The organism is Bradyrhizobium sp. Mp27 (assembly GCF_029953005.1).
GTDB classification, from domain to species: domain Bacteria; phylum Pseudomonadota; class Alphaproteobacteria; order Rhizobiales; family Xanthobacteraceae; genus Bradyrhizobium; species Bradyrhizobium barranii.
Genome location: NZ_JASAUS010000001.1, coordinates 229263 through 251445, shown reverse-complemented (window position 1 = coordinate 251445; position 22183 = coordinate 229263). Strand labels below are relative to the sequence as shown.

The window sequence follows — 22183 nt, the reverse complement described above, 5'->3', positions numbered from 1 at the left end:
CGGAGAAGAACCATGACAGCAGCACTTCACGCCCTGGCGGCACCCGCGCTCGTGCTCCCGGCTTACGTTCCGAGCGGCAACGAATGCGCGCTGTTCGAGCAGGCCTGGCGGCATCAGCTCCCGGTCCTGTTGAAGGGACCGACCGGCTGCGGCAAGACGCGCTTCGTCGCCCACATGGCGGCGCGGCTGGGATTGCCGCTTCATACCGTCGCCTGCCACGACGATCTCACCGCCGCCGATCTTACCGGCCGCTACCTGCTGAGGGGCGGCGACACCGTATGGACCGACGGTGCGCTGACACGCGCGGTGCGCGAGGGCGGCATCTGCTATCTCGACGAGGTCGTGGAGGCGCGCAAGGACGTCACGGTGGTGCTGCATCCGCTCACCGACGACCGCCGTATCCTGCCGCTGGAGCGGACCGGCGAGGAGCTGGTCGCGCCGAAGAGCTTCATGCTCGTGGTCTCCTACAATCCCGGTTACCAGACGCTGCTGAAGGCGTTGAAGCCGTCGACGCGTCAGCGCTTCGTTGCCATCGAGTTCGGCTTCTTAGCCCCGGAGCAGGAGATCGCGGTGGTCGCGGCCGAGAGCGGGCTCGCGCCCGACTATGTGCGACCGCTGGTCCTGCTGGCCGGCCGGCTGCGCGCGCTGAAGGGGCACGACCTGGAGGAGGGCGTTTCGACCCGTCTCGTCGTCTATTGCGCCACCCTGATTGCGGCGGGAGCCTCAATTACGGATGCGGTGCTGGCCGGCATGATCGAACCGCTCACCGATGACGCAGACGTCAAGGCGGCGCTGCTCGACGTCGCACGCGCCGTGATATCCTGAGGGGGATGCGATGCTCGATTTCCTCGAGCTTGAAGAAACCGTCGGCCGCGCCTGGCATCGTCTGGTCGGCGGTACCGCGAGCTATCCGGCCCATGCCGAACACGCGGTGTCGCTCGCGGAGGTGCGCAGCCGGATCGCGATCATGTTCCGCGCGCTTGGCGGGGAGACGGGCGTGCAGATCGCGAGCGCGAGTGCCCGCCGGACCGGGCATCGGCTCGGATGGCGGCAGCGCATCGGGCTCGGCGACGAGCGGCTCGGGCAACCCGGGCGTGACGCCGCGACGATCTTCCTGCCCAACAACATCGCGATCTTCGCCGATCGCGGGCTGAATGCTGCGCTGTACCGGTGGCTGGCCGCGTGGTTTGCCTTTGCGCCGGTCGACGCGATCGCCGAGGCCGATCCGCTGCGGCGCGATCTGCTGACGCTGCGGCAGGCCAGCGAAGTCGCGGTGCTTGTGCTGACGGAATGTCCCGGCCTTGCCGAGCACTACGCCCGGCTGGCCGCGGCCACGGCCATGGCGCGGCCACACCGGCCATTGCCGCGCGTCGAGCAGGACATGGAGCAGATCGTGCTTGCTCTGCTCGGCGCCGATACGCCGCCGGTGGGAAAGCTGTGGCCGGCGATGATGGGGACGGGGCCGCTGCCGGACAGGGCGCCGCCCGGCTATCGTTCGATCCTGCCATGCCCGCTCTGGGGCGATTGCTGGACACGGGCGCTGTCGCCCACACATGAAGGCGACGACGAGTGGGCGCCGACCGCCGCGCCAGCGCCATCGGACGATCGCAAGCGTTTCGCCGTCCGCGAGCGCGAAGACGGTACCAATCGCCGCGATCCTTTCGTGCTCAATCGCTTTGAAAAGATCCTCGCGATGGCCGAGATGATCAATGTCGACCGCCCGGCCGACGACAGTGAGGACGAGGATGCGCAGAAGGCAGCCGACGACCTCGAGGAGATCACGCTCAGCCGCCGCAGCAGCAAGCCGGCGAGCCGACTCAAATTCGATCTCGACCTGCCGCCGGAAGCCCTCGATTTATCGCCATTGAACGCGGACCTGAGCTATCCCGAATGGGATTATCGCAGCGGCTCCTATCTGCCCGATCATTGCCGCGTGCTCGCGGGTGCGGCCTCCGAGCTGGGTGAGGGCTGGACGCCTGATGACGCCATGCGTCGGCATATCCGCCAGGTGCGCCGCCGCTTCGAGGTGTTGCGGCCGCGTCGTGAATTGATGCGCGCCCAAGCCGATGGGCACGACCTCGACCTCGACGCGCTCGTGCGTGCGCGGTGCGATCTCCGCGCCGGAAGTGGCGGAGGCGGTCTCGATCGCGTCCATGTCGCGATGCGACCGCGAGGGGACGATCTTGCCGTCACGCTGCTCGTGGACGTCTCGCTCTCGACGGACGCCTGGGTCGATGGTTATCGGGTCCTCGACGTCGAGAAGGAGGCGCTGCTGGTGCTTGCGCACGGCCTGTCAGCCTGCGGCGATCACCACAGTATCCTCACCTTCACCTCGCGCCGGCGTTCCTGGGTGCGGCTCGAAACCGTCAAGGCCTTCGGCGAGCCGATGAGTGGCGCGATCGAGCGCCGGATCGGCGCGCTGAAGCCCGGCTATTACACGCGGATCGGTGCGGCGGTACGTCACGCCTCGGCCCAGCTGGCGCGCCAGCCGCAGCGCAAGAAGCTGCTGCTTGTTCTCACCGACGGCAAGCCGAACGACGTCGATCACTATGAGGGACGCTTTGCGGTCGAGGACACCCGCAAATCCGTGCAGGAGGCGCGGCGGCTCGGCATCGCAGTCTTCGGCGTGACGGTCGATGCGACGGCGCAATCCTACGTCCCGACGCTGTTCGGCCGCAGCGGCTACGCCATCGTCGGCAACATCCGCCGCTTGCCTGCGGCCTTGCCGGCGATCTATCGACAGGTCGCCCATTGACCCCGGAGAACCCGCATATGTCCTCCACCGGGTGAACTATTGCTCAAAGCATGGGTATATGATCGAATGGCCGGATGGACCGAAGCCGGCAAAGGCCCGATCTCGTCATCTTCGACTGCGACGGCGTGCTCGTCGACAGCGAACTCGTGAGCTGCCAGTGCCTTGTGGACGAGCTGTCCGGATTTGGGGTATCGCTGACACTCGCGCAGGCGCTCGAGCTGTTTCTCGGACGAAGCACGAGCGCGGTCACGCAGCATTATCGCGAACTCGGCCAGGCGATGCCGGCCGATTTTCCTGTCCGGCTGAAGTCGCGCGTACTGACCGCTTTCGAGAAGGCGCTCCATCCGATTCCCGATGCCGATACCGTCCTGTCCGGCCTGCGCGTGCCGAATTGCGTGGCCTCGTCGAGTGATCTCGACCGCGTCGCGCTGTCGCTGAGGGTGACCGGTCTCGCGCCCCATTTCGGCGACCGGATCTACACGGCGCAGATGGTCACGCACGGCAAGCCCGCGCCGGATCTGTTTCTCCACGCGGCGGAGAAAATGGGCGTGACACCCGCGCGCACGCTGGTGATCGAGGACAGCGTCAGTGGCGTGCTGGCCGCGAAGGCTGCCGGCATGACCGTCTGGGGATTTGTCGGCGGCAGCCATTATCGCGGGCGCGACGGGCAGGCTATATTGTCCCGTGCCGGGGCCGATCGGGTCTTCGCGCGCATGAGCGATTTCTGGGAGGCATAGGCCGCCATGGCCGTCGAGAACGAAAAGTCCAGGCTCGACGATGCCGCGCGTGCCGGCTGGCTCTATTTCATTGCCGGTCACACCCAGGACGAGATCGCAAAGATGCTCCAGGTCTCGCGGGCCTCCGCGCAGCGGCTGGTCTCGCTGTGCCTGGCCGAGCGTCTCATCACCTTCCGTCTCGAACATCCCATCGCCGCCTGCATGGAACTGGCGGCACGCCTGAAGGCGCGCTTCGACCTCAGCCATTGCGAGGTGGTGCCGGCCGATCCTGCCGCGCCGCAGGCCACGGCGGGCATCGCCGAACGCTGCGCCAATCTGCTGGATTCGACGTTGCGTTCGGAAACGCCCGTCATCGTCGCGCTCGGCACGGGGCGGGCGGTGCGCGCCGCGGTCGAGCGCGTGACGCCGATCGACCGGCCCAACCACCAGATCGTCTCGCTGGTCGGCAACATCTCCGCCGACGGTTCTGCGAGCTTCTACGACACCGTCGGCCGGCTCGCCGACCGCACCGGTGCGCGGCACTATCCGATGCCGCTGCCGTTCCTGATGTCGTCGGAGGACGAGCGCAACAAGATGGTGCGGATCGAGCCGATCGCGAAGGTCAAGGCGGTCGCCGCCAAGGCGGACTTGCGCCTCGTTGGCATCGGTCAGATGGACCAGAAGGCGCAAATCCACATCGACGGCTTCGTCACCCGCGACGAATTGTTCGAGATGATGCGGCAGGGTGCGATCGGCGAAATCACCGGCTGGGCCTATGATTCCAAGGGCCGCCTGCTCAAGGCCGGCACCAACAAGCGCCTCACCAGCATTCCGCCGGAGGTGCCGGCCAAGACCACCACGATCGGCGCCGCGGTCGGTGCGGCCAAGGTGCCGGCGATCGCGGCCGCGCTGAACGGGCGCCTGATCAACGGCCTGATCACGGACGAGGCGACGGCAAGGGCGATTTTGGAGCGGTAGGGCGGGCGCGTTTCCAGCGTCAGCGAGGCTGACGGTCTCACCACCCCCGACACTGTCATCGTCCGCGAAGGCGGGCGATCCAGTACGCCGCGGCTCCTCTTGGGGCAAACCAATAGACGACACGGAGTACTGGATGCCCCGCTTTCGCGGGGCATGACAGCCGTGGGCGAGGCAACATCTTCATCCCCTCCCGCACCGCAGCACTCATAAGTTGCGGGAACGTCCGCGCGCCTGCTTGACAAGCGCTGCACCTCGGCCGAACATACGCCCAACGCGTGGGCATATGCTCAGAAGCGCGATCCTAGGGAGGTCACCGTGAAACACGTCCTCGGCGCCGTCTGCGGCGCGTCTTGCCTGTTGCTGGCCGTCCCTGTGATGGCCGAAACGACCCTGACCATCGCCACCGTCAACAATGGCGACATGATCCGCATGCAGGGGCTGACCAGCGAATTCACCAAGAAAAATCCAGACATCACCGTCAAATGGGTGACGCTGGAGGAGAACGTGCTGCGCCAGCGCGTCACCACGGACATCGCCACCAAGGGCGGCCAGTTCGACGTTTTGACCATCGGCACCTATGAGGTGCCGATCTGGGCCAAGAAAGGCTGGCTGGTGCCGCTTGCCAATCTCGGCGCGGACTACGACATCGCCGACCTGCTGCCCAAGATCAAGGACGCGGTCTCCGTCGACGGCAAGCTCTACGCCGCGCCGTTCTATGGCGAGAGCTCGATGGTGATGTATCGCACCGACTTGTTCGAGAAGGCCGGTCTGAAGATGCCGGAAAAGCCGACCTGGGATTTCGTCATCGATGCCGCCAAGAAGCTCACGGACAAGAGCGCCGGTACCTACGGCATCTGTCTCCGCGGCAAGGCCGGGTGGGGCGAGAACATGGCGTTCCTGTCGGCCATGGCCAATTCCTACGGCGCGCGCTGGTTCGACGAGAAGTGGGAGCCGCAGTTCAACACGCCGGAATGGAAGACGACGCTCACGACCTACGTCAATCTGATGAAGGAGGCCGGCCCGCCCGGCGCGAGCTCGAACGGCTTCAACGAGAATCTGGCGCTGTTCAACGCCGGCAAGTGCGCGATGTGGATCGACGCGACAGTGGCGGCGTCGTTCGTCACCAATCCGAAGGAGTCCAAGGTCGCCGACAAGGTCGGTTTTGCGCTCGCGCCCAACACCGGGCTCGGCAAGAATGCCAACTGGCTGTGGGCCTGGAGCCTCGCGATCCCCGCCGGCTCCAAGAAGACGGAGGCCGCCGAAAAGTTCATCGCCTGGGCGACGGGCAAGGATTACACAAAACTCGTGGCGTCGAAGGAGGGCTGGGCCAACGTGCCGCCGGGCACGCGGACCTCGCTCTACCAGAACGAGGACTATCTGAAAGTCGCGCCGTTCGCGAAGCTGACGCTGGCCTCGATCGATGCTGCCGACCCGAACAAGCCCACCGTGAAGCCGGTGCCTTACGTCGGCGTGCAATACGCCGCGATCCCCGAATTTCAGGGCATCGGCACCCAGGTGGGCCAGCAATTCTCCGCCGCGCTCGCGGGATCGATGACGGTCGATGCCGCGCTTACCGCGGCGCAGTCCGCCACCGAGCGCGAGATGAAGCGCGCCGGCTACATCAAGTGAACCCGAGCTCTCCCTCCTGAGCTCAAACTGGCGGCCATCCACCAACCAGCCCCGAATGGATGGCCGCCTTCTTCCTCTGAGCGGAGACGCCAAGGATGGCAACCCGGCAGACGCAGTTTCTTGCGCGCTCGCTCCTGACGCCTGCGGTCGGGCTGCTCTTCATCTGGATGATCGTTCCGTTGGCGCTGACGATCTATTTCTCGACCCTGCGCTACAGCCTGCTCGATCCCGGCTCCGAGGCGTTCGTCGGCCTGGAGAATTTCCGCTACTTCCTCACCGACCCCGCCTTCCTCGCCTCGCTCCAGAACACGCTGGTGCTGGTCGGCTCGGTGCTGGCGCTGACGATCCTGCTCGGCATCCCCCTGGCGCTGCTGATGGACCAGCCCGTGATCGGCCGCAACATCGTGCGGCTGATGGTGATCGCGCCGTTCTTCGTGATGCCGACGGTGAGCGCGCTGGTCTGGAAGAATCTCTTGATGCACCCGGTCTCCGGCCTGTTCGCCTGGCTCGCCAAGCTGGTCGGATTGACGCCGATCGACTGGTTCACCGACGCGCCGCTGCTCGCGGTGATCCTGATCGTCGCCTGGCAATGGCTGCCCTTCGCGACCCTGATCCTGCTGACCGCGCTGCAATCGCTCGACGAGGAGCAGAAGGAGGCCGCCGAGATGGACGGCGCCAGCGCCGTCTCGACCTTCATCTACATCACGCTGCCGCACCTGGCGCGGCCCATCACCGTGGTGATCCTGATCGAGACCATCTTCCTGCTCACGGTGTTCGCGGAGATCTTCGTCACTACCGGCGGCGGACCGGGCCTGCAAACCACCAACATCGCCTTCCTGATCTATTCGCAGGCGCTGATCCAGTTCGACGTCGGCAGCGCCTCCGCAGGCGGCCTCGTTGCCGTCGTGATCGCCAACGTCGTCGCTTTCTTCCTCGTCCGCATCGTCGGCCGCAATCTGGAGGCATGAAAAATGGCGCGGATGGCGACGACGCAGCGGGTGGTGGTTTCGACGATCGGGGCGTGGTTCTTTGGCTTCCTGATCTTCTTCCCGATCCTCTGGATGGTGCTGGCGAGCTTCAAGACCGAGTTAGAGGCCTTCGCCATTCCCCCGTCCTTCCTGTTCTTCCACTGGACCATGGAAAATTACGCGACCGTGCAGGAGCGCAGCGACTATTTCCACCACGCGCTGAACTCGATCATCATCGCCGGCGGCTCGACGCTCATTGCGATGCTGATCGCGATCCCCGCGGCCTGGTCGATGGCATTCTCGCCGACCAAGCGCACCAAGGACATCCTGCTCTGGATGCTCTCGACCAAGATGATGCCGCCGGTCGGCGTGCTGGTGCCGATCTATTTGATCTTCAAGACCTTCGGCCTGCTCGATTCCCGTATCGGCCTCGTCTTCATCCTCTGCCTCGGCAATCTGCCGATCGTGATCTGGATGCTGTTCACCTATTTCAAGGAGATTCCGCGCGACATCCTCGAAGCCGCGCGCATGGATGGCGCCACCATCGGGCGCGAGCTCATCTACGTCCTGACGCCAATGGCGATCCCGGGGCTGGCGTCGACCATGCTGCTCAATCTGATTCTGGCTTGGAACGAGGCGTTCTGGACGCTGAACCTTTCAACGTCGAACGCCGCACCTCTCACAACGTTCATCGCCTCCTATTCGAGCCCGGAAGGGCTGTTCTGGGCAAAGCTGTCGGCGGCCTCGACGCTGGCGATCGCGCCCATTCTCGTCCTCGGTTGGTTCAGCCAGAAGCAGCTCGTACGCGGGCTCACTTTCGGCGCGGTGAAGTAAAGGGGCCGGCGGATCATGGGTCAGATCACACTTCAGGACGTGCAGAAATCGTTCGGCCCCGTGCACATCATCAAGGGCGCCGATCTCGACATCGCCGACGGCTCCTTCGTGGTGTTCGTCGGTCCCTCAGGCTGCGGCAAGACCACGCTGCTGCGGTTGATCGCCGGGCTCGAAGACGTCTCAGGCGGCAAGATCCTGATCGACGGCAAGAACGTGGTCGACACGCCGCCGGCCAAGCGCGGGCTGTCGATGGTGTTTCAGTCCTATGCGCTCTATCCGCACATGAGCGTGCGCGGCAATATCGGCTTCGGCCTGAAGATGGCGGGCCTGGCCAAGGACGAGATCAACCGCAAGGTCGAGGCCGCCGCAGCGACATTGAATCTCTCGCCTTATCTCGACCGCAAGCCGCGCGAGCTCTCCGGCGGCCAGCGCCAGCGGGTCGCGATCGGCCGCGCCATCGTCCGCGAGCCCAAAGCGTTCCTGTTCGACGAGCCGCTGTCCAATTTGGATGCGGCCTTGCGGGTGCAGATGCGGATAGAAGTCACGCGGCTCCAGAAGCAGCTCGGCACCACCGCGATCTACGTCACCCACGATCAGGTCGAGGCCATGACCATGGCCGACAAGATCGTCGTGCTCAACGGCGGCAAGATCGAGCAATATGGTTCGCCGCTGGAACTCTATGAGCGGCCCGCCAATCTCTTCGTCGCCGGCTTCATCGGCTCGCCGAAGATGAACTTCGTCACTGGCGAGCACGCCTTGCAGAAGGGCGCGGCGACGATCGGCGTGCGGCCGGAGCATCTCAAGATCGAGCGCGACGGCGCCGGCGGCTGGCAGGGAACGATCGCGGTCGCCGAGCATCTGGGCAGCGACACCTTCCTTTATGTCGATGCCGGACCGCTCGGCATGCTGACGGCGCGCTACATCGGCGAATTGAGCCTGCATGCCGGCGACCACGTGTCGCTGGTGCCGGATCCCGCGCGCATCCATCGCTTCGACGACAGCGGCAACGCGCTTCGGGGCTGACAAGAAACGGCAAGAGACGGCAAGAAACGGAAAGACCACCATGTATCTCGAAAAATTCAAGCTGAGCGGCAAGACCGCGTTCATCACCGGCGGCGGGCAAGGCATTGGCCTCGCCTGCGCGGAAGCGCTGGCCGAAGCCGGCGCGAAGGTCATCATCGGCGACCGCGACAGCAAGGTTGCCGACAGCGCGAAGGCCAGCCTGAAGGCGAAGGGCTTTGACATCGAGACGGCGATCATGGACGTCACCGACACGAAGCGCGTGGCGGAGGTCGCGGCCGACCTCGTCGCCCGCCACGGCAAGGTCGACATCCTCGTCAACAATGCCGGCATCGCCCGCAGCGAGACGCCGGCCGAGACCGTCACCGACGAGCACTGGCTCAACGTCATCGACGTCAATCTCAACGGCACCTTCTGGTGCTGCCGCGAGTTCGGCAAGCACATGCTGAAGGCCAGGAGCGGCGCCATCGTCAATGTCGGCTCGATGTCGGGCTTCATCGTCAACAAGCCGCAGGAGCAGTGCTTCTACAACGCCTCCAAGGCCGGCGTGCACCATTTGACCAAGTCGCTGGCCGCCGAATGGGGCGCGCGCGGCATCCGCGTCAACGCGGTGGCGCCGACCTATATCGACACGCCGCTCAATGCTTTCGTGAAAAGCACCCCGAAAATGTATGACGCCTGGATCGGCGGAACCCCGATGGCGCGGATGGGGCAGGTCGAGGAGATCGCCTCCGTCGTGCTGTTCCTGGCCTCGGAGGCTGCGAGCCTGATGACCGGCAGCATCGTGCTGGTGGATGGCGGCTACACTTGCTGGTAGGCTTGCGTCAAAACTGACGAGAGCGACCGGGAGCGACAATGCCGCGAGCGTATATTGGCGTCGACGTGGGGACCACGAGCACGCGGGCAGGGGTGTTTGACGAGGCCGGCACCCTCGTTGCCACCGCCAAGCACCCGATCAGGATCTGGCACGAGGCCGGCGACATCGTCGAGCAATCGTCGTCCGACATCTGGGACGCCTGCGCCAAGTCAGTGCGAGCGGCGATGGCGGAAGCTGCCATCGCGCCCGACAGTGTCGGCGGCATCGGTTTCGACGCCACCTGTTCGCTGGTCGTCCTCGATCGGCAAGGCGAGCCGGTCACCGTCAGTGCCTCCGGCGACCGCCAGCGCAATGTCATCGTCTGGATGGACCATCGCGCCACGGCCGAGGCACGGCTGATCAATGAGACCGGGGACGCGGTGCTGCGTTATGTCGGCGGTTCGATCTCGCCCGAGATGGAGATGCCGAAGTTGCTTTGGCTGAAGCGGCACATGCGCGCGAGCTTCGATGCCGCCGGTGATTTCTTCGATCTGGCAGATTATCTGACCTGGCGCGCGACCGGGTCGCTGCAGCGCTCGACCTGCACGGTCACCTGCAAGTGGAACTACCTCGCACACGACGGCGGCGGCTGGAGCGCGCCGTTCTTCAAGCGCATCGGCCTCTCCGATTTCGTCAGCGAGAAATACGCCCGCATCGGCACCGAGATCGTCGCGCCCGGCACGCGGCTCGGCGAAGGCCTCACCCGAACTGCGGCTGCGGAGCTCGGCCTGTCGCCGGGCACGCCGATCGGCGCCTCGCTGATCGATGCCCATGCCGGCGGCATCGGCGCGATCGGCGGGCGCGACGGATCGGGCGGAACGAGCGATGTCAGCGACCGCCTCGCCTACATCATGGGGACGTCGGCCTGCATCATGGCGACGACGAAGGAGCCGTGCTTCGTGCCCGGCGTATGGGGCCCTTATTATTCCGGCATGGTGCCGGACTTCTGGCTCAACGAGGGCGGCCAGTCGGCTGCGGGCGCGGCGATCGACCATCTCCTCAAGTCGCATCCCGGCCATGCCGAGGCGAGCGCGGCGGCGCTGAGCGAGGGCGTCGACCTCATCGAGTACCTCGAGCGGCGCATCATCGCGCGCGCCGGTGACGCCAGCCGCGCCGCGCTGCTCGCCCGCGACGTCCATGTGCTTCCCGAATTCATCGGCAACCGCTCGCCCTACGCCGACCCCGACACCCGCGCGGTGATCGCGGGCCTCGATCTCGACAGCGACGTTGGTGCGATGGAGCGGCTGTTCGTCGCCGGCCTCTGCGGTCTGGCATATGGACTTGCCGAGGTGATCGAGGCCTTTGCCGCGCATGGCGTCCATTCCAGCATCATGATCATGGGCGGCGGCGCGAGCCGCAGCCCGCTGGTGCGGCAGATCATGGCGGATACCACCGGTCTCACCGTTGCGCTGCCGCAAACGAAAGAGCCCGTGCTGCTGGGCGCTGCGATGCTCGGCGCGGTGGCCGGCGGCGCCTATGCCTCGATCGGCGAGACCATGGCGAAGATGTCGGCGCTGGGACGGAAGAGCGAGCCGACCGCGCCCGGCATGGCCGCGTTTCATGCCCGCAAGCGCGAGGTCTACAAGCTGCTGCGCGAGGTCGATCGCGGCAGCCGTAAAGCGATGCGCGAGGGTGACGGAGATTGAAGCGGATGTTGATTGCCTGCGGCGATGCGCTGATCGATTTCGTCCCGACGCGAAACACCGAGGGGCGAGAGGCGGTGATGCCTGCGGTCGGCGGCTCCTGCCTCAACGTCGCGATCGGCATGGCGCGGCTGGGCGCGCCGACAGGATTTGTCGGCGGCGTCTCGACCGACATGTTCGGACGAATGATCGCAGATCATGCGACGGCGTCGAACGTCGAGCTGGGGCTGGCCACCCGCAGCGATCACCAGACCACGCTCGCCTTCGTGCGCATCGTCGCGGGCGAGTCGCACTACGCCTTCTACGATGCCGAAACCGCGACACGGAACTGGACCTACCGGCGCGGCGCAGTTCCGTTCGCGAATATCGAGGCCGTTCATGTCGGCTCGACCACGCTGGTGAACGACCAGGGCGCGGCCGAGACGAAAGCCCTGATCGCGGACGCGCGCGCGTCGTCGACGATCTCCTTCGATCCGAACTGCAGGCCAAATCTGGTCAAGAACAAGCCGGCCTATCTCGCGCGCATGGCCGAGTTCGCAGGCCACGCCGATCTCATCAAGATGTCGGATGTCGATTTCGCGTATCTCTTCGGCGAGGAGCCCTACGAGCAGCGCGCGAACGCGTTGCTGGGGCAGGGCACGAGCCTCGTCGTCATCACCCGCGGCAACAACGGGGCCATTGCCTGGCACGCGGGAGCAGGGCAGATCGAAGTTCAGGCGCCGAAGGTCGAGATCGCCGACACCATCGGCGCCGGCGACAGTTTTCAGGCTGCGCTCCTGTTCGCCCTGCACAAGCAGGGCCGCATCAGCCGGCAGCAGCTGAAAGACATCAGCGCGGACGAGCTCCGCCGCGCGCTGTCCTTTGCCGCCAAATGCGCCGGCCTGACCTGTACCCGCCCGGGTGCCGATCCGCCGTGGAGCCATGAAGTCACGTGGGGCGTCTAGCGCGGCTGCGCATCACAGCCGTGCCACGACCTTCTCGGCGCATTTGAGGAAGGTGCGGATCAGCGGGCTCTGCGAATCCCGCCGCCAGCACACGGCAATATCGATGGAGTCGGCGGCATCTCGCAGCGGCCTGAACACGATGCCCTGCGGCGCGCCGAGTTTTGCGCAGGCCGGCAGGATCGCAAGGCCTTCACCGGCGAGAACGAGGCTCATCGCCGAATGCAACGTCTCCACCCGGCTCGCGATCGGCATTACGATCTGATGCCGCCGCAGCAGGGCTGCGACCGCGGAGGAGGCGGGGTCTTGCTCCGGCGGCGGCAGCGCGATCAGCGGGCGGCCCTGCAGTCGCGCCATCGGCACGGCGCTCAGGCGCGCAAGCGGCGAACGCTTCGGCATCGCCAGCATGAACGGCTGCGCGCCAATCCGCGCCACCTGGATCTCGGGATGGTGGATCGCCGGCATGCACAGCGCGACGGTGACGCTGCGGTCGAGCAGCCGCGCCTCGCGCGTCGAGGCGCTGAGCTCGGCGAAGTCGAGGTCGACGCCGGGAATGGATCGTCGCAGCTCGGGGATCAGGCGCGGCAGCATCGCGTTCGCCAGCACGAACATGTATCCGACCGAAATCCGCCCGCGGCTCCCGGCCGCGACCGCGCGCGCGGCTTCCACCCCGTCGGCTGCAAGCGCCAGCGCCTCGCCGGCGCGCACCAGCAGGGCCTGGCCCGCTTCCGTCAGGTCCATGCCGCGCGTGCCGCGGCGGAACAGCGGCGCGCCAACCTCGGCCTCTAACTTGCGGATCTGGACCGACAACGGCGGCTGCGCCATCCGCAGCCGTTCGGCGGCCTTGCCGACGCTGCGCGCCTCGGCCACGGCGACGAAATAGCGAAGCCGGTGAAGATCCATTGGCATACCGAAAACGTATGGGTTGACCATCAAAATGGTATTGGACGCTGAGTTAACAGAAGTGTCATTCTCGCTGTCAATGCCATCGGCCAACGAGGGCCGGCTCCGGAGCGATGATTTGACGATGAACGGCGATCCCTGCCTGCTGTCCGCAACCGAGCTGCGCGGCCTCGTTGCCACGAAGAAGATTTCGCCTGTCGAAGTCACCCGCGCCGTGCTCGCGCGCGCCGAGGCGCTTCAGCCCGAGCTGAACTGTTTCATTACGCTCTGCGGCGACGAGGCGATGGCGGCGGCACGCAAGGCCGAGCGCAAAATGATGGCCGGCGAGCCGCTTGGCCTGCTGCATGGCCTTCCCGTCACCGTCAAGGACATCGTCAACACCAGCGGCGTGAAGACCACGTTCGGCGCCGTTCCCTACAAAGACAACGTGCCGAGCGAGGATGCCGTCGCGGTTGCAAAGCTCCGCGCGGAAGGCGCGATCCTGATCGGCAAGACCACGACGCCCGAATTCGGCAGCAAGTGCCTGACCGACTCGCCCTTGTTCGGCCGCACCCGCAATGCGTGGAGTGCGGAGCGGTCCTCCGGTGGCTCCAGTGGCGGCGCGGCCGTGGCGGTGGCGAGCGGCATCGCGCCGCTCGCGATTGCGACCGATGGCGGCGGATCGACGCGAATTCCCGCCGCCTGCAATGGCGTGGTCGGGCTGAAGCAGAGCAACGGGGTGATCGCACACAGCCAGGCGCTCGACGCCTTCGGCAATCAGACCTATGTCACGCCGACGACGCGCACGGTCGCAGACACCGCGCTGATGATGCAGGCGATGGCCGGCGAGGATTCCTGCGATCCCTGGTCGATCGGCGTGCCCGTGCCCGATTTCATCGGCACCGCCTTGCCGCGCGGCGATCTGCGCGGGCAAAGGATCCTGTTCTGTGCGTCGCCGCCCGGCCGCCCGGTGTCGTCAGATGTCGCTGCCAGCTTCAAGGCGAGCCTCGACCGGCTGGCCGGTCTCGGTGCCGAGCTCGAGGAGTTCTCCGGCGAGGGGTTTGACATCGAGCCGATCTGGCGCGCCATCAACCACACCGTCTGGCGCACGCGTTTCGCGAAGCTGGTGGCCGAGCATGGCGACGTCCTCAGCGAGGCCTTCGTCAAGCAGGTCGCGCTCGCGACCAATGTCAGCGGCGTCGCCTATCAGGAGGCGATGTTCGCGCGTACCGCGCTGTTCCGCCGCGTGCAATCCCTGCTTGCGCGCGGGCACCTCTTGGCGATGCCGACCCTTACCCGCACCGCGCTGCCGATCGACCAGGACCTGTTCGGCACCATCGAGATCGACGGCAAGCATTTCGACAGCGTCCGGCCGCACTGGTTCCCCTGGACCATGCCATTCAATATGACCGGACACCCCGCGATCAGTCTGCCCTGCGGCTTCGGCCGTGACGGCCTGCCGATCGGGCTTCAGCTCATCGGGCGCTTCCGCGCCGATGCCGAATTGCTGCGGGTGAGCGCGCTGTTCGAGGCCTCGCACGATCTTCTGTCCCGCCGGCCCGGCTGAGGTGAGACACATGCCGCAAAGGACTTGCCTCCGGCGCCCGGACATGTTGATCGTGCGGCGGATGAGCCCTGAAGCCGAGCGCGCATGAGCGTATTCTTTCTTCGACGTCTGCTGACCTTGCTGGCGACGCTGGTCGGCGCATCCGTGATCATTTTCCTGGTGCTGGACGCTCTTCCGGGCAACGCGGCGCAGATGCTGATGGGCGCCGATGCCTCGGCCGACGCGGTGCGCGCGCTCACCGTCAAGCTCGGGCTCGACCAGCCGCTGGCGGTTCGCTATTTGCAATGGATCAAGGGCCTCTTCGTCGGCGATCTCGGCAACAGCTATGTCTACGGTACGCCGGTCGCGAGCCTGATCGCGGAGCGGCTGGTGCTGACCGTTCCGCTCGCGATTATGTCGATGCTGATCACGGTGACGCTGGCGCTCTCGGCCGGCATCTACACCGCGGCCAACCACAACAAGCTCGGCGACGTCGGCGTGATGTCGTTGACGCAAGTGGGCATCGCGCTGCCGAACTTCTGGTTCGCGATCCTCCTGGTCCTGCTGTTCTCGGTGCGGCTGCAATGGCTCTCCGCAGGCGGCTTTCCCGGCTGGGAGGATGGCATCTGGCTCGGCATCAAGTCGCTGCTGCTGCCGGCGATCTCGCTCGCGGTGGTGCAGGCCGCGATTCTCGCGCGCGTCACGCGCTCGGCCGTGCTCGAAGTGCTGCGCGAAGACTTCGTCCGCACGGCGCGCGCGAAGGGTCTCGGCAAGCGCGAGGTGCTGTGGAGCCACGTGCTGCGCAACGCCATGATCCCCGTGATGACGGTGATGGGGCTGCAATTCGCCAATCTGCTCGCCGGCACCATCGTGATCGAGAACGTTTTCTACCTGCCAGGCCTCGGCCGCCTGATCTTCCAGTCGATCGCCAACCGCGACCTGATCGTGGTGCGCAATTGCGTGATGCTGCTTGCGGCCATGGTCGTCATCGTGAATTTCGTGGTCGACGTACTCTACGCCTTCATCGATCCCCGCATCAAGGTCCACGATTTGTGAGCGCGCCTCTGACCACTTCGGTCGACGCCCCGATCGCAACGCGTCCGCTGCCGGCCCGCACCTTCTGGGCCCGCGCGCTGCGTCACCGCAGCTTTGTGCTGGGCGGAGTGCTGAGCCTGCTGGTACTCGCCTCGGCGCTGCTGTCGCTGGTGTGGACGCCGTGGTCGCCCTACGAGATCGACATCGCCTCGAAACTCCGGCCGCCGTCGGCGGCGCACTGGCTCGGCACCGATTCCTTCGGCCGCGACATCGTCTCGCTGCTGCTCGCGGGCGCGCGCTCGACCATTCTGGTCGGCATCATCGCCGTGAGCATCGGTCTCACCTTCGGTGTCTGCCTCGGCCTGATCGCGTCGGCCAAGCGCGGCTGGACCGAAGAGATCATCATGCGCTTCTCCGATTTCACCTTCGCCTTTCCGGCGGTGCTCTCCGCGATCATGCTCGCCGCCGTCGTCGGGCCGGGCATGGTGACCTCGATCATCGCGATCGGCATCTTCCAGATCCCGACGCTGACCCGGCTGACGCGCGGGTCGGCCAACGCGATCTGGGCGCGCGAATTCGTGCTGGCGGCGCGCGCCTCGGGGAAGGGCAAATTCCGCATCACTATCGAGCATGTGCTGCCGAATATCCTGTCGATCCTGATCGTGCAGGTCACCATTCAGTTCGCGCTCGCGATCCTGGCCGAAGCCGCGCTGTCCTATCTCGGCCTCGGCACGCAGCCGCCGCAGCCGTCCTGGGGACGGATGCTGAACGATGCGCAGACGCTGCTGTTCCAGTCGCCGATGCTCGCGGTCTATCCGGGCGCGGCGATCGCCATCGCGGTGCTCGGGCTCAATCTGCTCGGCGACGGACTGCGCGATCTGCTCGATCCGCGACTGGCGCGGGAGCGATGACGATGGGGGAGCGCTCAACCCTGCCGCTGATCGAGGTCGCCAATCTCGGCGTTCGCCTCAACACCAGCCGCGGACCGGCACAGGCCGTGCGCGGTGTCAGCTTCACCCTCAAGCGCGGCGAGACGCTGGGTCTCGTCGGCGAATCCGGCTGCGGAAAGTCGGTGACGGCGCTGTCGCTGATGGGCCTCTTGCCGGACAGTGCTGTCGTGACCGGCAGTATCAAGCTCGATGGCAGCGAGCTCGCCGGTCTGTCGGATGCGGATTATTGCAAGCTGCGCGGAAATCGCATCAGCATGATCTTCCAGGAGCCGATGACGGCGCTCAACCCGATGCACACGATCGGCCATCAGGTCGCCGAGCCGCTGCGGCGTCACAAGAAGTATTCGGCGGCGCAGGCGCGCAAAGAAGCGATCGCCTTGCTCGACCGTGTCGGATTGCCCGATCCCGCAAGGCGGATCGACGCCTATCCGCATCAGTTCTCCGGCGGTCAGCGCCAGCGCGTCACCATCGCGATGGCGCTGGCCTGCGAGCCCGACCTCCTGATCGCGGACGAGCCGACCACGGCGCTCGACGTCACCATCCAGGGCCAGATCCTCGACCTGATCGCCGATCTCGTCGAGGAGCGCGGCATGTCGATGATCCTGATCTCGCACGATCTCGGCGTCATCGCCGAGAACGTGCAGCGCATGATGGTGATGTATGGCGGCACGGTCGTCGAGAGCGGGCCGACCGACGAGGTGTTCCGCCGCATGGGCCATCCCTATACGCAGGGCCTGTTCCGCGCCCGGCCGAAGCTCGGCGCGCGCAAGGGGACGCGGCTGACGACGATCTCGGGCACGGTGCCCGAACTTGCGGATTTGCCTGCCGGCTGCACATTCGGCGACCGCTGCCCGCTGGTCGAGGACAAGTGCCGCGTGGCGCTGCCGCCGATGGTCGAAGTCGGTCCCGGTCACGGCGTGCGCTGTGTGCGCACCGATGTTTCCATGGCCGCGAATGTCGGAGCGCTGCCCGCATGACCGCAGCACCGCTTCTCGACGTCAAAAATCTCGAGCAGCGCTACACGCTGCCGCGGGAAAGCCTGTTCCGCCCGCCTGGCCAGGTGCGCGCGCTCAACGGCGTCAGCGTGCAGGTCGATGCCGGCAAGAGCCTCGGCGTTGTCGGCGAGTCCGGTTCGGGCAAGTCGACCTTCGCGCGGGTGGTGATGGCGCTGGAGCGACCGACGTCGGGGCAGGTCGCACTGCTCGGGCGCGATCTCAACCGCATCTCGCCCGACGAGTTGCGCCGCGCGCGCCGCGATTTCCAGATGGTGTTCCAGGATCCTTACGGGTCGCTCGATCCGCGCCAGACCATCGCGCGCATCGTCGCCGAGCCGCTCACCGTGCTGGAAGATGCCGACCGCACCACGTTCCGCGCCCGCGTCTCCGCGGTGCTGCGGCAGGTTGGCCTGCGCGATGCCGACATGGACAAATATCCGCACGAATTTTCCGGCGGCCAGCGCCAGCGCATCGCGATCGCGCGCGCGCTGATCACCCAGCCCAAGCTGATCGTCGCCGACGAGCCGGTTTCCGCGCTCGACGTCTCCGTGCAGGCGCAGGTGCTCAATTTGATGCAGGATCTGCAGGAGCAGTTCGGCCTGAGCTACATCCTGATCAGCCATGACCTGGCCGTGGTCGACTATCTCTGCGACGAGGTCGCGGTGATGTATCTCGGCCGGATCGTCGAGCAGGGCAGGCCGGAGGACCTGTTCGAGCGCTGTGCCCATCCCTATACGCGGGCGCTATTGGACGCCGTGCCGCGGGCACGCGCCGGCGGGGGCCGGCGGCGGCGCGGGGCCCAGGCGATCGCCTCGCAATCGGCGGCCGCTGCCGGATGCCCCTATGTCGCGCGCTGTCCGCTGGCCGACCAGCATTGCCGCGAGGTTCCGCCCTTGCTACGCAAGGCCGGCGAAGCCCATCTCGCCGCCTGCCACAAGGCGGAGGCCGTGATGGCATTGCCGCACACGGTCATGGAAGGTTAGTGTCCCCCATGGGATTGGCGTAGGCTGAGACAAGAGAAGGCCGGGGAGTTACGCATGTTCAGGAAGTTATCGATCGTCGCATTTGCCGCCGCGCTTGTCGCAGCACCGCTGCCGGTCCAGGCGCAGAGCAAGAAGGACAGCGTCGTCATGGCGATGGCGCTGGAGCCGCCGGGGCTCGATCCCACCATCGCCGCCGCGGCCGCGATCGCCGAAGTGACGCTCTACAACATCTATGAGACGCTGACCAAGATCAACGAGGACGGCTCCGTCTCGCCCTTGCTGGCGGAGAGCTGGACCGCCTCGCCCGACCTGAAGACCTACACGTTCAAGCTGCGCAAGGGCGTCAAATTCCAGAACGGCGAGCCGTTCGATTCCGCGGCGGTGAAGTTCTCGTTCGAGCGCAACGCGATCGCGACCAGCACCAACAAGGACAAGAGCCTGTTCCAGGCCTTCGAGAAGGTCGACGCGCCCGACGCCGACACGGTCGTGATCGCAGTGAAATATTCCGAGCCGAACCTGCCGTTCCTGCTCGGGCAGGCGAGCGGCTCGATCGTCGAGCCGAAGAGCGCTGCGACCAACGGCACGCAGCCGGTCGGGACCGGGCCCTATCAGTTGGGGGCCTGGGCCAAGGGGTCCTCGCTCACGCTGAACAAATGGGCCGACTATCGCAACGCCGCCGCGATCAAGCTCTCGAAGGTGACGATCCGCTTCATCTCCGATCCGGCCGCGCAGACCGCGGCGCTGCTCTCGGGCGACGTCGATGCGTTCCCACGCGTTGCGGCAGCGCGCGCCATCGGACAGTTCAAGGCCGATCCGCGCTTCAACGTGATGGTCGGCGGCTCCCGGGCCAAGACCATCGTCGGCATCAACGAGCGCAAGAAGCCGCTCGACGACGTCCGCGTGCGCCGTGCCATCCTCGCCGCGATCGACCGCAAGGCGATGATCGACGGCGCGGCTGACGGTTTCGGCACGCCGATCGGCAGCTTCTACGTGCCGGGCGCGCTTGGCTTCGTCGACACCTCCGGCATCAACCCCTACGATCCCGAGAAGGCCAAGAAGCTGCTGGCGGAAGCCGGCGTCACCACGCCGCTCGAACTGTCGCTGAAGCTGCCGCCGCCGTCCTATGCGCGGCAGGGCGGCGAGATCCTGGCGGCGCAGCTCGCCAAGGTCGGCATCATCGCCAAGATCGAGAATGTCGAATGGGGGCAGTGGCTGTCGCAGGTGTTCGCCGGCAATGGTCCGCACAATTTCGACCTCACCATCGTCAGCCATGTCGAGCCGTTCGACCTCGTCAAGATCACCGAGCCGGACTACTATCTCGGCTACAACAACGAGGCCTTCAACGCGCTCTACAAGCAGATCGTGTCGACGCCGGATGAAGCCGGCCGCGCTAAGCTGCTCGGCGATGCCCAGCGCATGCTGGCCACCGACGCGGTCGCCGGCTTCCTGTACCAACCGCAGCTCATCACCATCACCAACAAGAAGCTGAAGGGCGTCTGGAAGGACGTCCCGCAATACGAGAACGATTTCTCGACCTGGTCCTGGGAGTAGGGGCCGTTCGATCAAGTCGAACCTGCTGCAACGTTGACCTCTCCCCATCGGGGAGAGGTCAATCTTTTTGGGAAACCCAAACATAAACCTGAAAAACAACCCCATGCACAGTAGCCGGGCTTAAATATTTCAATGGCTTGCACGGTCCGCTCGATGGCTTGCTGAGCCACGCGATGCGGTTGACCCGTCGGGCAAAACACCGGCAATATACGATCATCGCGGCGTCATGGTTCGGGACGCGCCGTCAGGCGAGGCACGCCATGAAGAAGCCATCCCGCCGCGATGCCGGCATCGCCGCGGCTGTCGTCAGCGCTGAAGCACCGATCACCCTGAAGCTCGACAATGCGCCGATGAGCGATATCGCTCGTGCGCTGGCCAGCGGGCAGGTCACTGCCACGGCGCTGACTAAAGCTTACCTCGCGCGCATCGAAGCTTATGACCGCAACGGGCCCGCGCTCAACTCCGTGCGCGCGCTCAATCTCGACGCGCTTGGGATCGCGGGCAAGCTCGACGACACGAAACCATCGGCCAGGCGGCCGTTGGCGGGCATCCCGATCCTGGTGAAGGACAACATCGCGACCGGCGACAAGCAGCCGACGACCGCGGGCTCGCTGGCGCTGGAGGGCGCGCGCGCCAGGAGAGACGCGACCGTCGTCAAGCTGCTGCGAAAGGCCGGTGCGGTGATCCTGGGCAAGGCGAACCTGACGGAGTTCGCCAACATTCTCGCGGCCGACATGCCCGCGGGATATTCCTCTCTGGGCGGTCAGGTGAAGAACCCTTATGCGCCGGCGCTGATGGATGATCGCGGCATCCCGGTCGTGCCGCCGGGCGGATCGAGCGCGGGCTCGGCCGTCGCCGTGGCGGCCGGCCTGTGCGCAGCCTCGATCGGCACCGAAACGTCCGGCTCGCTGCTGTATCCCGCGAGCCAAAACGGCCTCGTCACCGTGAAGCCGACCGTTGGGCTGGTCAGTCGGGCCGGGATCGTGCCGATCGCGCACAGCCAGGACACCGCAGGACCGATGACGCGCACGGTGCGCGACGCTGCGATGCTGTTGAACGTGCTCGCGGCCGAAGACCCACTCGACCCCGCGACCGAGCGGCAGCGGCGGCCGGTCGACTACAGCGCCGATCTTGCAACCGACGCGATGAGGGGCGCACGCATCGGCGTGCCGAGCGACCCGGCCGATCCGCTGAACGATCGCTACTACGGCAAGCTGCCGCCCAGGTCGGCCAAGGTGATGGCCGACGCGATCAAGGTGCTGGAGGATCTCGGCGCGATCATCGTGCGCGCCAACATGCCGACACTCGGCTGGATCGGCGGCCCGGGCACGAGCATGAGTGTGCTCAACCGCAATCCCCTGAGTCGCAATAGGGGTAATCTGGCGGCGCCGCCGATCGTCTTCCTCTACGAGCTGAAGCACGATCTCAACCTCTACCTCAGGGATTGGGCGACGAACACAGAGATGAAGACCATGGCCGACATCGTGGCCTTCAACGAGGTGAACGCGGAGACGGCGCTGCGGTTCGGCCAGGACCTGTTCCTCGCCGCCAACCTGACCAGAGGCGATCTCAGCGAGCGCGAGTACAAATCGGCGCGGGCCATGGACCTGCTCTCCGCCAAGACGCGCGGCATGGACGCCTACATGAACCAGCACAAGCTCGACGCGGTGCTGTTTCCAGGCAGCGGAGGCTGCGTGATATCAGCGAAGGCGGGCTATCCCAGCGTCATCGTGCCGGGCGGTTTCATTTCGGGAGCAGACGACAAGGACACGCCCGACTATCCGCTCGGCGTCACCTTCGCGGGCCGTGCCTGGAGCGAGCACCAGCTGCTGCGTCTGGCCTACGCCTATGAGCAGGCCACCAACATGCGCAAGCCGCCGCCCGGCTTGCCCGCGCTTTAG

19 protein-coding genes are annotated in these 22183 nt (G+C 66.1%); 18 read left to right on the top strand and 1 reads right to left on the bottom strand.

From position 1 onward, the window contains the following. Nucleotides 1-12 precede the first annotated feature (12 nt). From QJT78_RS01010 to QJT78_RS00960, 11 genes are all read left to right on the top strand, one after another. Nucleotides 13-825, top strand: a complete 813-nt coding sequence (locus QJT78_RS01010) for a CbbQ/NirQ/NorQ/GpvN family protein (RefSeq protein WP_038941912.1) — start codon at nt 13-15, stop codon at nt 823-825. A 10-nt stretch (nt 826-835) separates the two neighbouring features. Further along, entirely contained in the window at nt 836-2755 is a 1920-nt protein-coding gene (locus QJT78_RS01005) for a VWA domain-containing protein (protein ID WP_038941911.1), read from the top strand. A 74-nt stretch (nt 2756-2829) separates the two neighbouring features. After that, nucleotides 2830-3492 (top strand): HAD family hydrolase, encoded by a 663-nt coding sequence (locus QJT78_RS01000; protein ID WP_028152535.1) that lies wholly within the window; start codon nt 2830-2832, stop codon nt 3490-3492. 6 nt (nt 3493-3498) lie between these two features. Beyond that, nucleotides 3499-4449: a sugar-binding domain-containing protein gene (locus QJT78_RS00995; RefSeq protein ID WP_028152534.1), complete on the top strand. Its 951-nt coding sequence runs from the start codon at nt 3499-3501 to the stop codon at nt 4447-4449. Nucleotides 4450-4764: 315 nt separating this feature from the next. After that, the gene (locus tag QJT78_RS00990) at nt 4765-6078 is read left to right on the top strand and encodes a sugar ABC transporter substrate-binding protein (protein ID WP_038941910.1); all 1314 of its coding nucleotides are present in this window, start codon (nt 4765-4767) and stop codon (nt 6076-6078) included. Between the two features lie 95 nt (nt 6079-6173). Further along, a complete protein-coding gene (locus QJT78_RS00985) occupies nt 6174-7046 on the top strand; it encodes a sugar ABC transporter permease (protein WP_028152532.1) in 873 nt (290 codons plus the stop codon). Between the two features lie 3 nt (nt 7047-7049). Then, nucleotides 7050-7880, top strand: a complete 831-nt coding sequence (locus QJT78_RS00980; protein ID WP_028152531.1) for a carbohydrate ABC transporter permease — start codon at nt 7050-7052, stop codon at nt 7878-7880. A gap of 15 nt (nt 7881-7895) precedes the next feature. Continuing rightward, the gene (locus QJT78_RS00975; RefSeq protein ID WP_028152530.1) at nt 7896-8903 is read left to right on the top strand and encodes an ABC transporter ATP-binding protein; all 1008 of its coding nucleotides are present in this window, start codon (nt 7896-7898) and stop codon (nt 8901-8903) included. Nucleotides 8904-8943: 40 nt separating this feature from the next. Then, complete coding sequence (locus QJT78_RS00970; protein WP_028152529.1) at nt 8944-9717, top strand: SDR family oxidoreductase; 774 nt, start codon at nt 8944-8946, stop codon at nt 9715-9717. 38 nt (nt 9718-9755) lie between these two features. Further along, the gene (locus QJT78_RS00965) at nt 9756-11402 is read left to right on the top strand and encodes an FGGY-family carbohydrate kinase (RefSeq protein WP_038941909.1); all 1647 of its coding nucleotides are present in this window, start codon (nt 9756-9758) and stop codon (nt 11400-11402) included. Nucleotides 11403-11407: 5 nt separating this feature from the next. After that, complete coding sequence (locus QJT78_RS00960; protein ID WP_028152527.1) at nt 11408-12343, top strand: carbohydrate kinase; 936 nt, start codon at nt 11408-11410, stop codon at nt 12341-12343. A 12-nt stretch (nt 12344-12355) separates the two neighbouring features. Here the strand turns inward: QJT78_RS00960 and QJT78_RS00955 are convergent, their stop codons facing one another. Continuing rightward, the gene (locus QJT78_RS00955) at nt 12356-13243 is read right to left on the bottom strand and encodes a LysR substrate-binding domain-containing protein (protein WP_028152526.1); all 888 of its coding nucleotides are present in this window, start codon (nt 13241-13243) and stop codon (nt 12356-12358) included. 124 nt (nt 13244-13367) lie between these two features. Between QJT78_RS00955 and QJT78_RS00950 the strand changes: the two genes are divergently transcribed. The 7 genes from QJT78_RS00950 (at nt 13368) to QJT78_RS00920 (ending at nt 22183) form a co-directional block, all read left to right on the top strand. Further along, nucleotides 13368-14789 carry an amidase gene (locus QJT78_RS00950; RefSeq protein ID WP_038952515.1) on the top strand — a complete coding sequence of 474 codons (1422 nt, stop codon included), beginning with the start codon at nt 13368-13370 and terminating at the stop codon, nt 14787-14789. Nucleotides 14790-14873: 84 nt separating this feature from the next. Next, a complete protein-coding gene (locus QJT78_RS00945; protein ID WP_038952516.1) occupies nt 14874-15824 on the top strand; it encodes an ABC transporter permease in 951 nt (316 codons plus the stop codon). After that, entirely contained in the window at nt 15821-16714 is an 894-nt protein-coding gene (locus tag QJT78_RS00940; RefSeq protein WP_028152524.1) for an ABC transporter permease, read from the top strand. The genes QJT78_RS00945 and QJT78_RS00940 overlap by 4 nt, the downstream gene beginning before the upstream one ends. A gap of 2 nt (nt 16715-16716) precedes the next feature. Beyond that, nucleotides 16717-17730: an ABC transporter ATP-binding protein gene (locus QJT78_RS00935; RefSeq protein WP_028152523.1), complete on the top strand. Its 1014-nt coding sequence runs from the start codon at nt 16717-16719 to the stop codon at nt 17728-17730. Further along, nucleotides 17727-18731: an oligopeptide/dipeptide ABC transporter ATP-binding protein gene (locus QJT78_RS00930; protein WP_028152522.1), complete on the top strand. Its 1005-nt coding sequence runs from the start codon at nt 17727-17729 to the stop codon at nt 18729-18731. The genes QJT78_RS00935 and QJT78_RS00930 overlap by 4 nt, the downstream gene beginning before the upstream one ends. Nucleotides 18732-18785: 54 nt before the next feature. Further along, nucleotides 18786-20282 (top strand): ABC transporter substrate-binding protein, encoded by a 1497-nt coding sequence (locus QJT78_RS00925; RefSeq protein ID WP_038941905.1) that lies wholly within the window; start codon nt 18786-18788, stop codon nt 20280-20282. Nucleotides 20283-20542: 260 nt separating this feature from the next. After that, nucleotides 20543-22183: an amidase family protein gene (locus QJT78_RS00920; RefSeq protein WP_028152520.1), complete on the top strand. Its 1641-nt coding sequence runs from the start codon at nt 20543-20545 to the stop codon at nt 22181-22183.

What these genes read in the sequence shown, in the direction of transcription:
- QJT78_RS00925 (WP_038941905.1), top strand. Translation starts at nt 18,786, where the DNA reads ATGTTCAGGAAGTTATCGATCGTCGCATTTGCCGCCGCGCTTGTCGCA.
- QJT78_RS01010 (WP_038941912.1), top strand. Translation starts at nt 13, where the DNA reads ATGACAGCAGCACTTCACGCCCTGGCGGCACCCGCGCTCGTGCTCCCG.
- QJT78_RS00960 (WP_028152527.1), top strand. Translation starts at nt 11,408, where the DNA reads ATGTTGATTGCCTGCGGCGATGCGCTGATCGATTTCGTCCCGACGCGA.
- QJT78_RS00970 (WP_028152529.1), top strand. Translation starts at nt 8,944, where the DNA reads ATGTATCTCGAAAAATTCAAGCTGAGCGGCAAGACCGCGTTCATCACC.
- QJT78_RS00980 (WP_028152531.1), top strand. Translation starts at nt 7,050, where the DNA reads ATGGCGCGGATGGCGACGACGCAGCGGGTGGTGGTTTCGACGATCGGG.
- QJT78_RS00955 (WP_028152526.1), bottom strand. Translation starts at nt 13,243, where the DNA reads ATGGATCTTCACCGGCTTCGCTATTTCGTCGCCGTGGCCGAGGCGCGC.
- QJT78_RS01000 (WP_028152535.1), top strand. Translation starts at nt 2,830, where the DNA reads ATGGACCGAAGCCGGCAAAGGCCCGATCTCGTCATCTTCGACTGCGAC.
- QJT78_RS00975 (WP_028152530.1), top strand. Translation starts at nt 7,896, where the DNA reads ATGGGTCAGATCACACTTCAGGACGTGCAGAAATCGTTCGGCCCCGTG.
- QJT78_RS00995 (WP_028152534.1), top strand. Translation starts at nt 3,499, where the DNA reads ATGGCCGTCGAGAACGAAAAGTCCAGGCTCGACGATGCCGCGCGTGCC.
- QJT78_RS00950 (WP_038952515.1), top strand. Translation starts at nt 13,368, where the DNA reads ATGAACGGCGATCCCTGCCTGCTGTCCGCAACCGAGCTGCGCGGCCTC.
- QJT78_RS00945 (WP_038952516.1), top strand. Translation starts at nt 14,874, where the DNA reads ATGAGCGTATTCTTTCTTCGACGTCTGCTGACCTTGCTGGCGACGCTG.
- QJT78_RS00985 (WP_028152532.1), top strand. Translation starts at nt 6,174, where the DNA reads ATGGCAACCCGGCAGACGCAGTTTCTTGCGCGCTCGCTCCTGACGCCT.
- QJT78_RS00935 (WP_028152523.1), top strand. Translation starts at nt 16,717, where the DNA reads ATGGGGGAGCGCTCAACCCTGCCGCTGATCGAGGTCGCCAATCTCGGC.
- QJT78_RS00930 (WP_028152522.1), top strand. Translation starts at nt 17,727, where the DNA reads ATGACCGCAGCACCGCTTCTCGACGTCAAAAATCTCGAGCAGCGCTAC.
- QJT78_RS01005 (WP_038941911.1), top strand. Translation starts at nt 836, where the DNA reads ATGCTCGATTTCCTCGAGCTTGAAGAAACCGTCGGCCGCGCCTGGCAT.
- QJT78_RS00965 (WP_038941909.1), top strand. Translation starts at nt 9,756, where the DNA reads ATGCCGCGAGCGTATATTGGCGTCGACGTGGGGACCACGAGCACGCGG.
- QJT78_RS00920 (WP_028152520.1), top strand. Translation starts at nt 20,543, where the DNA reads ATGAAGAAGCCATCCCGCCGCGATGCCGGCATCGCCGCGGCTGTCGTC.